7 protein-coding genes are annotated in these 13695 nt (G+C 47.1%); 6 read left to right on the top strand and 1 reads right to left on the bottom strand.

The genetic code is table 11. The annotated features are described in order from the left end of the window. Window positions 1-1905: 1905 nt before the first annotated feature. Window positions 1906-2583 carry a hypothetical protein gene (locus HMPREF0670_RS09140; protein WP_009230872.1) on the bottom strand — a complete coding sequence of 226 codons (678 nt, stop codon included), beginning with the start codon at window positions 2581-2583 and terminating at the stop codon, window positions 1906-1908. 512 nt (window positions 2584-3095) lie between these two features. On the opposite strand from HMPREF0670_RS09140, the gene tig reads away from it, so the two are divergent. From tig to HMPREF0670_RS09110, 6 genes are all read left to right on the top strand, one after another. After that, entirely contained in the window at window positions 3096-4457 is a 1362-nt protein-coding gene (gene tig, locus HMPREF0670_RS09135; protein WP_009230871.1) for a trigger factor, read from the top strand. 540 nt (window positions 4458-4997) lie between these two features. Then, complete coding sequence (locus tag HMPREF0670_RS09130; protein WP_009230870.1) at window positions 4998-6617, top strand: BACON domain-containing protein; 1620 nt, start codon at window positions 4998-5000, stop codon at window positions 6615-6617. 39 nt (window positions 6618-6656) lie between these two features. Then, window positions 6657-8261: a BACON domain-containing protein gene (locus tag HMPREF0670_RS09125; RefSeq protein WP_044078026.1), complete on the top strand. Its 1605-nt coding sequence runs from the start codon at window positions 6657-6659 to the stop codon at window positions 8259-8261. A gap of 33 nt (window positions 8262-8294) precedes the next feature. Next, a complete protein-coding gene (locus HMPREF0670_RS09120) occupies window positions 8295-11054 on the top strand; it encodes a S8 family serine peptidase (protein WP_044078025.1) in 2760 nt (919 codons plus the stop codon). 11 nt (window positions 11055-11065) lie between these two features. Next, window positions 11066-12022, top strand: a complete 957-nt coding sequence (locus HMPREF0670_RS09115; protein WP_009230867.1) for a PorV/PorQ family protein — start codon at window positions 11066-11068, stop codon at window positions 12020-12022. A 46-nt stretch (window positions 12023-12068) separates the two neighbouring features. Then, window positions 12069-13634 (top strand): hypothetical protein, encoded by a 1566-nt coding sequence (locus HMPREF0670_RS09110; RefSeq protein WP_009230866.1) that lies wholly within the window; start codon window positions 12069-12071, stop codon window positions 13632-13634. Window positions 13635-13695: the final 61 nt, after the last annotated feature.

Raw genomic sequence — 13695 nt, 5'->3', positions numbered from 1 at the left:
CCTTTACCCCTCCAACCGTAAATCACATTCTTGGAGGCCACCTGCCAACATGCACCAAGTGCGCATACATCGGAAAAGGAATAATAACGCATTACATCCATAGGAGCACTTTCAGACGGGAAACAGTGCCTTGCTTTCCCTGGCAGCATTGTCTAGGTCACGATACGCCATCAGAGTTTTTATGTACGAACATCCCCAAAAACTTTCGTCATTTTCTCCTTTCTGATAGAATGAAATGTTTATGGGGAAAAGTCTTCTAAAAACCTTAATCTGTAACTTCTGTTCTCTTTTCAACATTCATAGGGTTTAGATTTTATCGGAGTTAGACTTATTGGAGTTAGATTTGTTTCTATTGAAGTCATCTTGACCTTTAAATATCTTATCGTAGAGGAGAGGAGTTATAGCCTTTGCATGACCAAGTCAAGATAACACTTCCCGCACATACTAAGTAGTGGACAAATTTACATAAAAATCGCGATTTACGAGTTAGTGTAGATAAAAACTTTTCGGTTTCAGCGAAGAAAAGGCGCAATAGAATTTAAAATCTAGCCATATTTGTCGTGGCAAAACGCGATTGTGTCTTAGAAACCGCTATCAGGAGGTGGTAATTTCCAGAAAAAGGTTCAAACAAGTTCTGTCCAGCATTGTTTAATAGCGTGGATAGAACCATATCGCATTTATACGAATTCTGTTGAAAGCAAGAAAGAGTAACAGGTCAAAAGACACTACCAACAAACCTGTTCAATTGCCCTTATTCCTGTACTATTCATTGCCATTAAAGTCATTCCACTCTGTTTTACACTCCCCAAAAAAGAAAGCCCAATTCACAAACACAATAAACTCACGAACTTGATTACTCATAGGCTCACACTATCCTTGGCTTAATTTTGTTTCTTTTATTTTACAAAACATATCCTATCCTCCACCCCCTTCTAGCGTAAATTTAGGTCATTAAGCATGAAATTAGCCGCTATTTTCAGCCTTACACGCTTCATTTTTAGTCCAATTTTAAGAATATTGCGTGCATTTTGCACCATTTAGCCTTTCTAGTTGGTGCTCGGATCGTGTTTTTGTCGATGCCAAATACCCCCTTTTAGACCCTAAAATCCCACTTTTTGATGGGTATTTTGCCCTTTTTAGCCATGTGTATCATGCTCTAGAAGTTTATATTTATACTAATCGTAGCGTATTTTTATGCTTTTCGCCTCGCATTTAGCACCATTTTGCACTGCGTTTTGCACCATTTTACCTTGCGTTTAGCATCAAAACGCACTGCATTTTGCACCAAAACGCATCGCATTTAGCGGCATATTGCACTGCATTTTGCACCATATTGCACTATTTTTCGCTGCAAACAGCCCCCAAATAGGTGCAAATGGCTGTTGCCTGTAATAAATATTCATTATGCCGCACGCACAAGCTAACCCCTTTTAGCATCAAAACGAACCCTCGCGAGAATCGATTTTTTTGGGCAAGTGGGCGGTTGGTGGAGAAAAAGGGCAGCCATAGTGTTAAAATCTATACGGAAAAGCGGACAAAAGAAGAGATGCCAGTTGACGGGTTAATGGGTTTACAGGCATTTGGAATTAAACTAGCGGGGCTAGTTTATTGTATCTAGTCTTTCTTTAGTTTTTCTAGTTACACTAGTCGGACCAGTCGGAGAAGTCTGACCTGTCGGACCTGTCTGAAAAGTCTGACAAGTCTGAAAAGTCTGAAAAGTCCGACAAATAACAAGTTAACGAGACTGGTGGCGCAGCCATCTTTTCATCTTTTCACCTTTTCACCTTTAAATACGTGTCAGATAAAAGGGAATTAGGGATGCAAGGTTGGCAATGTCGCACAACAAATCTACAAAACAGAGCGGGCACTGCCCAACCTTGCATCATGCCAAAGATAAGCTAAGGCCTATTTTGCCAAATATTGGTCGAGCGTTTCGAGCATGGCGAAGGGTTTATCCTTCATTTCCTTAACAGAAAAATCCTTGCTTTTGATTAGCTCAACCATCTCTGGAAAGCGTTCGAAGTTCATTTTCTGTTCCGACTTCGAGCCAATGTCGATGCCGCCCGAAGGCGCATAATAAGTTACTACCACTTCGTCGCCCTCCACACAATAGCTATAAGCCGCTGTTTTGGATGTCTGTCGCTGCGTGGGCGAGGCGTGAAAGATTAGACTGGCATCAGAAATGAAACCAATTACTTTCTTACCCTGATAGCCCACCATCCAAAAGAACTTATGATTGGAGTGTTTGAGGTTAAGCGGGCGTGTCATGGGCTTTAAGGCATAGAGCGAACGGTATTCTTTCTGTTGTCCTTCTTTCTCGTAGATACATTTAAGTACCTTCACGTCGTCGGCCTTGTAGGTGGTGCCTTCCTTACCGTCTTTTGTTGGCGTGATGGTTATCTCGTCCACATTCTTCAAACGGTCGGGTCCGTAGGTGCTAAAACCTTCTTTTAAGAACCATCCCTCAACGGTCTTGCCGTCGTTAAGGGTTAATACGCATTTCACTTCGGGCCGTTCTTTTGCCCATGTTGATGATACGATGACCATCGACAGCAATAAAGTTACAATTAATTTACTTTTCATGTTATGTTAGTTTATGAGTTGATAAGTTGGTGAGTTTATGAGTTTGCGAGCCAACATGCGATGCTTTGTTGAGAGCAGACATGTTACTAACGCAACAAATTTACGGAATAAATTTATATAGAAAAAGCGTTTGCCCATTAATTTACACCTCATCGGCCTACATCCTGCTACAAAACATTAAAAACGATGTTGCATTTCGCCCATTACACTCTCACACAACGCATCTAATCCATCGCTCCCCACGCTGCACTTTTGCAACAATCCAAGCGCACAAAAATCATTTTTCACCATATATATTAGGTAATTACGGCAATAATAAGTAATTTTGCACTTCATTGTAAGCCTGTGAACAAAACTTTGGCAAGGGCGCAAGCGCAAAGGGAGATAAGGCATTGGCCGCTAACTCTTACATAAATGGGCGCGAGTGTTAGCCAAAACAACCCAATGGTTACCAATAAATTGGCTTGCAAAACCTGAGCATTAAGATAACAAATACAATAAATATATAGAAGATGAAGATTTCATTTGAAAACGCCGACAAGGTGAATGGCCTGCTTACCATCACCGTAGAAGAGGCCGACTACAACGAAAAAGTAGAGAAAACACTCAAAGACTATCGCAAAAAAGCCAACATCCCTGGTTTCCGTCCTGGACAAGCTCCGCTTTCGCTAATAAAGAAACAGATTGGCGAACATGTAAAGGCAGAAGAGATACAGAAACTTGTGAGCGATACCATTTTTAACTATCTTAAAGAGAACAATATACAATTCTTGGGTGAGCCAATGCCTTCTGCTAAGCAAGAAGAACAAGACTTGTCGAAACCCGCTCCCTACACCTTCGTCTTCGATATTGCCGTGGCTCCTGAAATTAAACTCGAACTGACGGACAAAGACAAGCTTGACTACTATGAAATAACCGTAGACGACAAGCTGGTAGACGAGCAAGTAGACCTGTTTGCATCGCGTGCAGGGAAGTACGAGCAGGTGGAAGAGTACCAAGCAAAGGACATGTTGAAGGGCGACATGAAGGAATTGAACGCTGATGGCAGCGAGAAAGAAGGCGGCATCGTGAAAGAAGGTGCGGTGTTGATGCCCGAATACATTAAAGTTGAGGACCAAAAGAAACTGTTCGACGGTGTGAAACGTGGTGAAGTGGTGGTGTTCAACCCCAAGAAGGCCTACCCCGACAGCGAAATTGAGGTTTCATCGATGTTGGGTATCAGCAAAGAACAGGCTGCCAACGTTGACTCTGACTTCGCTTTCCACGTATTGGAGATTACTCGTTACGCCAAAGCAGCCGTAAACCAAGAGCTTTTCGACGCCATTTACGGCGAAGGCGCAGTGAAAGACGAGGCCGACTTCCGTTCGAAAATAGCCGAAGGAATTGCCAACCAGTTGGTTAGCAACAGCGATTTCAAACTGTTGCAAGACCTTCGCGCCTATTGCGAGAAGAAGGTGGGCAAGCTGGTATTCCCCGAAGAGATGCTCAAACGCATCATGCAGAAAAACGTGAAAGACGAAAAAGAGGTTGACGAGAAGTTTGAGGCTAGCATCGAAGAACTGAAATGGCACCTTATTAAGGAGCACTTGGTGAAGGCCAACGAAATAAAGGTGAGCGACGACGACGTGCTTGACGCCGCTCGTTTGCAAGCACGCATTCAGTTTGCACAATATGGTATGAACAACTTGCCCGACGAAACGGTGGACAACTATGCTCGCGAAATGCTCAAAAACCGCGAAACACTGGATGGATTTGTCGACCGCGCCGTTGAAAACAAGCTGGTTGAGGCAATGAAAAAGGTGGTGAAACTGAAAAACAAGAAGGTTTCGCTCGACGATTTCAACAAGATGATGGAAGAAGACGCAAAGAAATAAGCGCACTACAACATGTGGCAACGCAAGCTTTTTTACCTGTTTGCAGTTGCCAGCTCGATGTTACAGAACGGGCTTGCAGGGCTAGATGCCTTGTAAGCCCGTTTGTTTTTAGGTGCGTTCTAAAAGCTCCACGCAGATGTCATGGGCTCGCTTTGGGGTTGCCCTGCTCTACCTTTTGTCCTTACCCGCCCTCTTTTTTATCTCGCCCTGTCTGTGGCATAGTTCCACTTATTCCATCAGGGTGTAGGAGAAACATGTACAGATAAGGTTGGAAAACACACAGGAGGTGATGTTTTTAAGCCTGCACCCATTGAAAAATACCTACAAATGGTGATGCCCGCATTAGCACGTTTTAACACAAAGGCTTGTCCTATATCCTCATTATCTTAGTACTTTTGCAGCGTAAATTTAAACGTTTTTAAGTTTGTGGGCACAGCTTGAAATATTTATTCACATTAACAATACAAAAGTTTCCGCATTCTTTTCAGAATAGAAATTCTAACTATAAATATTATTTTACCCAGCAAAACCTTGAAGAGTATGGATTTAAAGAAAACATTTTACTCATTAATTTTAGGCGGATTTGTTCTTTGCTTGTTATCGTGTGCAAAGGAAGATGAATTTGAATTGCCTACATTGGTTCTTTCGGAGAACAGCGTTAGCTTTGAAAGAGGCGTTGGCGAAAGGAACATCAGCGTTACAACCAACCAAAGTAATTGGGTTGCATCTTCTCCACAAGAGGGCGAATGGTTGTCGTTGGTACAAGATGGCAACGTTTTGAAAGTGAAAGTTGCCGAAAACAAGATGGGCACCGAACGCACAAGCTATGTGCTGGTGAACGCCAACGGCGCCACGGGAAAGGTGGAAGTGAGGCAAAGTGCAGCAGACGTAACGCTAGACGTTGTGCCGACGGCCATATACCTACCCCAAATGGGCGGCGAAAAGATTGTCGACGTAACGACGAACACTTCGGTTTACGACGTTACGCCCAGCGAAGAAGTTAAATGGCTCAAAATAATAAAGTCGGACGAAGAGATAAAGTTGGTGGCCGAACGCAACGATACTGAACAAGACCGCCAAGTGAAACTGTATGCAAAGAGCGGCCATGTAACCCGCGAGATAGTTGTTTCGCAGTCGGGCATACAGCGTTACATCCTCCCCATCAACCCAGGTGCTCCACAAAACGTGCACAAGATTATGGAATACGAGCTGGGTCGCGGCAGCTATTTGCGCGAATACCAATCGGCCATGCCGGCCTATGGACTGGAAGAGACCTACACCTTTATTACTCCTTCACCCGTATTCACGTTGATACAATATTGCAGTCCCGATGGTGTTACACCTTCGCAAATCATCTCCATTGGCGATGGTTCTAGGGCAATTGCAGCAGTTAAGGACAAGGCATTCGAGAAATTCCTTACCAACAACGGCTATGTGCGCAGCAATTCGGAATCCGACAGGGAGTATGTGAACGAAAAAGACTTGCTCTCGCTGAAAGTTTATGTATCTGAAAAGGAGAACAACGAGGGCGTAAACCTCACGTTTAAGCCCATAGTTAAGCAGGTTGGAGAATATAAGACGTTCGACAAAGTGCCTTATTATCCCCTCGAACTGTTGCAAAAAGAGGCCGTAAAGGTGGCCCAAGTGGAACAATACGAAAAGAATGCCGGCAGCAAGGAAGAGGAGCGCACCATGAACGAACACAAGCAAACCGAGGTTTCGCAACTTCAATACACGCTGAAAGGCACGCCAGGACCGAAGGATGCTTATGGCCGTATCCACATTTTCTATACCACAGACAAGGACGGAAAGGCGCCCGACAAGCTTGGAAGTGTGCAAATTGGCGCGCTACTCTTCAAAGACGTTAGCCTTGGGCTTTGGAAGTACGGCAACAAATGGCTCGTTACGAACGAATTGCAGAAGAAACTTGGAGAGGAAGGTTTCTCTTTCGTGCGCACAGCTGGCACCACTCACTTCTTTGCACGCGAAAGCGATCACCTCTTCATCGCCATTACACGCGTTGCCGACAACAACACGCCCGTTATGGCCTTGCTCTACAATTACGACGCGTCTGCATCTGGCGCAGGCAGCAAAGCGTTGAAAGCACAAGAGCGGATGGTGCACAACATGTTGAAAGCAAAGGATGCGTTGAAGTTTTAACATAAAGCGGTGATACCTTATTTAAATTGTATTCCTAGTATGCGTATAATAAATTTATATAAGCTGTTGCAGCTCTCTGCCGTGTGCCTACTGGTGGTAATGGTGGCGGGATGTACCAAGAGCGACGACTTTGAACAGCCACAACTAAGCGTTTCGGACAAGGAATTGAAGTTCGCTAACCAAGTGGGCGAAACAACCATTACCGTTACTACCAACTGCAAAGAGTGGGTTGCAACCACGCCTAAACAGTGGGTACACCTCACTCAAAGCGGAAACGAGATTGTTGTGAAGGTAGATGCCAACACAACGGGCACCGAAAGAAGTAGCTATGTGCTGGTAGACGGCGGCTTGGCGGTTGAAAAAATAATGGTAAAGCAAAGCGCGGCCGACATTTCGCTGAACATTGCCAACGGCGAACTGGTGTTGCCGCAGGCTGGCGGAACCACTACCGTAGACGTAAACATCGAGAGTGGCCTGTATGATTTGCAACAAAGCGAACAGCCCGAATGGCTGCAAATCGTAAGGAAGAAACATGCCTTGAAGTTTATTTCCAAGCCCAACTACGACACAACGGAAAGAACGATAAAGCTTACCATAAGCTATGCGGGCAAGAACAACGAGGTGGTTGTAAGGCAACCTGGCGTGTCTACTTTCGTCTTGGCATGCAATCCTGGCAATCCTTTCAGCCTTCATAAGATGATGGACTTTGAATATCGCCGCGGAGGTATGTTGAAAGAGTATGGCGCACCCGATGATGCCAACGGCATATACGAGGAAAGCTACTTCTTCAAAACCACTTCTCCGCTGTTTAAGGATGTGGTATATGTGCATGATACGAAGCATTTCGTACCGACACGTATCTATACACGCTCGCTAGAACAAGCTGGCGTGGATGCCGTTAAATCGCAGGCGTTTCAAGATTTCGTAAAAGCCAACGGCTATGTTCGGGACGAAAAAGACCCTAACCACTACATTAACGTGAAGGAACAGATGACGATGGATGTGGACATCTTGGAGAGCAATCATAGCGTTGTGTTGTTCTTTTACCAAATACATACGCAGGATCGTGACTACGAAACCTTCAAAACGCTCGACCTGGGTCCGCTTGCGTTGCTGAACAAGGCCGACAAGAAGGTGAGCGACGTGGAGGATTACGAGGCGAGCCTGCACAGCGAAGAGATTACGAGGAAGGTTTCGAAGAACAGAGACGTCGAGGCCATCGCCTATAAAACCAACGACCCCTTGCTGGTTGCCCGCACTTACTTCTTCTTCACGCGCGGCGGAGACAATCCCGCCCCACAAGACATGGTGGGAAGTGTAGAACAATACAGCCTAAGTTTCAGTCAACCCAACCTGGGTGTTTGGCAATACGGCAGAGAATGGTTCGTTACGCGCGAGTTTGACAAGCTGCTCACGTCGAACAACTTCGAGTTTGTGGGCTACAACGGCAAGCATCATGTATATGCTCGCCGCTCAGACTATCTTACATTGGCCATCTCTGGCGGTAAGTTTGCTGACGTGAACGGCGGACAGCCAGTAATGCAAATCAGCGTGCTTTATAAAAAGAATGTCTTCGCAGGAAGTAAGCAACAGCGGATGCAAAAGATAGAAAGCATGCTTAAAACGCATCGTCCAAGTAAATAACACTGAAAAGAAACAAAACGAAAAACAATAGTGATGAAAAAAACTATTATATATATGTGTGCGTGTGCAATCTCTGGCTTGATGCTCGCTACATCGTGCCAAGAAAGCATGGAGATGGAAAACCCAAACTCCAAAACGCGCGCCGTTGCCATTGATAAGGACCTCTTTGCCGTACGGGGTCGCATCAACGTAAAGCTGGAAAAGGACACCAACCAAGCCCTGCCCACCTCTGCCAAGGGCAATGTAGAGATGCAAAGCGTGCCTTCGGCCATGGCATCGGCCATGAAATACGCGGGCGCCTACAAGATGGAGCGGGTGTTTAAGCCTGCTGGAATTTACGAAAAACGAACCATTGCCGAAGGACTCGACCGCTGGTACACCATCTACTTCGACGAAAGCAAAGATGTTGCCGAGGTGTTGCAGCAGTTTAACAAGGCCGCAGGCGTGGAATATGCCGAACGGGTTCTGCCCATCGCACGCCCCAAATTTACGGCTAAACCCTATACAGGCCCAGCCCCACAAACAAGAAATCAGCCCACAGCCTCGGCCTTTAACGACCCGCTTTTGGCCAAGCAGTGGCATTATTACAATGATGGTTCGGTAAGTCCGCATGCAAAAAAGGGGGCCGACTGCAACCTCAAACCCGTTTGGGAGAAGTACACAACGGGTAAAAGCAACGTTATCGTTGCCGTTGTTGACGGCGGAATAGACATTACGCACGAAGATTTGGTGGACAACCTCTACATCAACGAGAAGGAAAAGAACGGACAAGCCGGTGTGGACGACGACGGAAACGGCTTTGTTGACGACGTTTACGGCTACAACTTTGTTGAGGCAAAAGACGTGGTTGGCGGCACAATCCAACCCGATAACGACGGACACGGCACGCACGTTGCAGGTACCGTCGCCGCACGCAACAACAATGGGAAAGGTGTTGCAGGCGTGGCTGGCGGCAACGGTACGCCAGACAGCGGCGTACGACTGATGAGTTGCCAGATTTTCAGGGGCAAAGACGAGCAGGGCGACGCGGCCGCCGCCATTAAATATGCGGCAGACAACGGTGCCGTTATCTGCCAAAACTCGTGGGGTTACTCGTCAACATCGGGCGTTACGGCGATGCCCAAACTGCTGAAAGAGGCCGTCGACTACTTCATTAAGATGGCCGGATGCGACGAAAACGGCCAACAACGCGCCAATTCGCCCATGAAAGGCGGCGTGGTTGTCTTCGCGGCTGGCAACGAAAACAAGGAGTTCGCAGCCTATCCAGCCTGTTATCCCCCTGCCGTTTCGGTTTCTGCTATGGCGTGGAACTTCGCTAAGGCCAGTTTCAGCAACTATGCACGCTGGATTACGATTATGGCACCAGGCGGCGACCAAGACACATTCGGCACAGAAGGCGGTATTCTTAGTACTGTTCCCAAGAGTAAGGTGCCTTCGGGCTATGCTTATTTCCAAGGAACATCAATGGCTTGCCCCCATGTTTCGGGCATTGCCGCCCTCATTGCATCCTATTTTGGCCGACAAGGTTTCACCAACGACGAGTTGAAATCGCGCTTAATCACGGCATACAGGCCTTTCAACATCGACGAACTAAACCCCGCTTACAAAGGAAAACTAGGCAAAGGGTACATTGATGCCGAGGCTGCATTCGAATCCGACACAAAGATTGCGCCCGAAAAGGTTGGTACACTCACCCTTACTCCCGACTTTGTAGACATCACTGCCGAATGGAGCATCGCAAAAGACGAGGATAAAACCGCGGCTTTCTATCGCTTATACATCAGTCCTAACGACCTAACAGCCGAGAACATCAAAGACATGAGCTTTAAAGAAATCAACGGCATGGGGCACAGTTTGGGCGAAAAGCTTAGGTTTACCTTCAACAATCTGCAAGACAACAAGGCGTATAGCATTGCCGTTGTGGCAGTAGACCGCTGGGGAAACCTTTCAGAACCCGCCATCCAGAAGTGCACAACCAAGCTTAATCATGCCCCCGAAGTGACCAACTTCCCCGAAGAGGTTATCGAATTGAACAACAACGAGCGTAAAACATTCAGTTTCAACGTGGCCGACCCCGACGGACACAACTGGGACATAAGGGCCATAGGCGAAACCAAAGGCGTATCGTACAGCATCAACCAAGCCACAGTAACCGTAAGTATCGTCCCTGTGTTGCAAGCTGGTAGCTACACCTGCACGTTTGTTCTCACAGACGATCTTGGTGCCAAGTCGGAGAAAAGCTTTACCTTTAAGGTCATCCCGTACATGCCGCCTAAGCTAGAACAGCCCTTCGCCCACTACATTATTGGCCTAGACGAAGGCCCCCTGAACATTTCCCTAAAAGGGCATTACACCGGCAGCGGCAACCAGCTTTCTTACAAAGCCAATGTAGCTAACGGCGGCATCGCCTCGGTGCAAGTCAGCAACGACCAACTGCAAATCAAACCTCTCGCAAGAGGTGTCACACGTGTTAGCGTGCTTGCATCAGATGGTCACCAAACATCTTCCGACGGTTCGTTCCAAATTCGCGTCGTCGAAAGAAAGTCGGCACCCGTCTATGCCGTCTATCCCATCCCTGCAAAGAAAGACATTAACGCCCTACTCAATCCCGAAGTTACGCAGGCAGAGTTCGTTATCAGCTCTACCGTAGGCGAACAACTGATGAGTGCCACCGTAACGCCCGACAAAAACAACGTTGCTAAGCTAGACCTTTCCAAGCTGCGCCCCGGAACTTACAAGCTTACCGTGCACACCAGCAAGGGCAATCACACCCAAATGTTCATTAAACGATAACCCAAACGAGTATGAATTCAAAACATGTCATCATCATCATAGCTTGCGCAGCACTGCTCGGTGTTGCGCAGGCCAACGCCCAAGGACAAGACCTTTCCGTGTTGACTGCAAATCCCGATGCCCGAACAGCAGCTATGGGTAACGCAGCTGTTGCGGCCGATGGGATGTACCTATACAACAATCCTTCTGCTTTTCTCAGTGCAAACAAGCGGTTCTCGGCAGACGCATCGGCCTCCATTTACGAGAAAACCGAAGGCTACGAAGGTACATTCGGACTATATACCGCCGCACTGGGCTACAAGTTTGCCCGTCGGCACGCGGCATTTGCAGGCTTTCGTTACGCTGGTGGCTTAAAGCTAAAAGGCTACGACATGCTTGGCAACCCCACCAAAGACTACGAACCCTACAACTGGACCATCGACCTGGGTTATGCCTACATGCTTGGCAACGGCTTTTCTGCCTATGCCATGGGCAATATCCTTTTCAGTCACCTCTCTAAAAATGCCGTTGGCGGTGCTTTTACCATAGGCGCATCCTACCAAAAGAGCAGCACCACGGCAGGCAATAAGCCCACCCACCTGATGCTGGATGCCAAGGTTGGTGCGATAGGTCCGCAGCTCGACTACGGCAACGGCAACAAAAACACCATGCCTACGTATGTGGCCGTGGGCGGTGCATTAACCGTCGACGTGGCCAACAAGCACCAAGTTGCAGGCGCGTGGTCCACTCGTTATTTCTTCCGTCCATCAGAATATAAGGTACTTATGCTGGGTGGCGGACTAGAATACACCTATAATAAAGACATATCCTTACGTGCCGGCTACGAATATGGCGACCGCAACCTCAGCCACTTCACTATGGGTGCAGGCTTTAAGTACGCCGGTCTGCGCCTTAACGGAGCCTACATGCTGAAAACAGCAGATGCGGGGAGCAGCTATTTCAGCGTTGGCCTAGGTTACGACTTCTAATAAAAAGCACAATTACAAACAACAGCTTATCTAAAATCAATAAACGATGAAAAGAACTTTATACGCAATTTGCGCCCTAGCAATGAGCCTAACTGCTTTTGCGCAGAAACTAGACACGCCCAAAGGAAAGCTTATCGACAACATGTATCGCACCAGCGACTCGTGGGTAAAGCGGAATTGGACAAGCACTGAACCTGGCAGGTACGAGGGTTTAGTTTCTAAAATAGTGGTGGGCGACGACAATTGCCTTTACGTTTACAACCCACTGTCGGGCCTCGACAGCAAGTCGTGGCTTAAACTAGACAAGATTGCCGATGGCAAATACAGGGCCAATTTGCCCCAAGTAATCTACAAAGACAACAACGGCGACGATGATGACGACGAAGGCGGCAGCTCCGAACGCATATTTAAGCTCAACCGCATGTCGGCCATTGCCGACAATCAGTACAAGGTTGTTGTGGCAGACAAGAATTTCATGGACTTTTCATGGGATGGGAAAACGCTTAAAATGTTGGGCACAGGCACCAAAAACGATATGCTTGGAGCCGTGTTCAACGACAAAACATGGGACAGCCAATATGGCGACTGGAATGTCACCATCGAAACCTTCGACGAAAAACCCCTTACGCCACCTGCTTCTGCCCCCAAAAAGCAATACATGCTCACCTCCAAAACAGAAACTTCTCCGCGTATCGTTGAGGTTGCCACACACAACAACGACATCTACGTCAAAGGTATATTCGCAAACGAAAAGTTGGCCAACCTGTGGGTAAAGCTCACAAAGGAAGGCAACAAGGCCGTTTTGCCTACAAACCAGTATCTGGGCACAGCGGTAAAGACCTACTTCAAACGCTTCTCCAACGATATGGCTCAGTATCACGCTTACGCAGCAGCCTTCAACGACGAGAACACCGTTGCAGATAAACTGGAATTTAACATAGACCCCGCAACAGGTGCATTGACCAACGACAAAATCCTCAAAGTGGTGCTGGGAAAAAGCAGTTCAACCAACATGCCCAAGGAAGATTTCGGCACACTTCAAAACTTAGTGCTCACGCCATACGAGCAAAAAGCCGGCAAACCCGAAAAGCCAACGCTGCACTACTGCTCGGCTGTTCCAAGCTACGACTACTCGACGACCACCATCACCTTGGCGTTCTATGTAAGAAGTGCCGACATAAACGGCAACTATCTCGACCCCAACAAGATGTATTACAACGTCTACATCAACGACAACCAAGAGCCTTTCAAGTTTACACGTGCCAAGTTCCACAACATAGAAAAGGACATGACCGACATCCCCTTTAACTATCAAGACAAGAGGAACGACGACATCAAGGTTGCAGACAACCAACGCATCCTGCACTTCTACGACGAGACTATCAAAAAACTGTCAGTAGTGATGGTTTACGAGGCAGAAGACGGCAAGAAGTATTCAAGCGAACCCATGACAACCCAAGTTGTTTCTACGGGTATCGACAACGCCACCATCGACAACGCCCCCGCCCAACAGTACTATTCTGTTGATGGATGCCGTCGTCAGCAGCTCGAAAAAGGCCTGAATATCGTGAAGTATTCAGACGGAACAACCAAAAAGGTTCTGGTAAAGTAACCGTCCAAGGTTATACACGGCATTAGCCATACATCCACAAACCCAACAACACATCTACTTA

Source organism: Prevotella sp. oral taxon 317 str. F0108 (assembly GCF_000162415.1).
In the GTDB taxonomy this organism is placed as follows: domain Bacteria; phylum Bacteroidota; class Bacteroidia; order Bacteroidales; family Bacteroidaceae; genus Prevotella; species Prevotella conceptionensis.
The sequence above is the reverse complement of the archived record's forward strand: the minus strand, read 5'-3'. Positions and strand labels throughout refer to the sequence as shown.

What these genes read in the sequence shown, in the direction of transcription:
- HMPREF0670_RS09140 (WP_009230872.1), bottom strand. Translation starts at nt 2,583, where the DNA reads ATGAAAAGTAAATTAATTGTAACTTTATTGCTGTCGATGGTCATCGTA.
- tig (WP_009230871.1), top strand. Translation starts at nt 3,096, where the DNA reads ATGAAGATTTCATTTGAAAACGCCGACAAGGTGAATGGCCTGCTTACC.
- HMPREF0670_RS09130 (WP_009230870.1), top strand. Translation starts at nt 4,998, where the DNA reads ATGGATTTAAAGAAAACATTTTACTCATTAATTTTAGGCGGATTTGTT.
- HMPREF0670_RS09125 (WP_044078026.1), top strand. Translation starts at nt 6,657, where the DNA reads ATGCGTATAATAAATTTATATAAGCTGTTGCAGCTCTCTGCCGTGTGC.
- HMPREF0670_RS09120 (WP_044078025.1), top strand. Translation starts at nt 8,295, where the DNA reads ATGAAAAAAACTATTATATATATGTGTGCGTGTGCAATCTCTGGCTTG.
- HMPREF0670_RS09115 (WP_009230867.1), top strand. Translation starts at nt 11,066, where the DNA reads ATGAATTCAAAACATGTCATCATCATCATAGCTTGCGCAGCACTGCTC.
- HMPREF0670_RS09110 (WP_009230866.1), top strand. Translation starts at nt 12,069, where the DNA reads ATGAAAAGAACTTTATACGCAATTTGCGCCCTAGCAATGAGCCTAACT.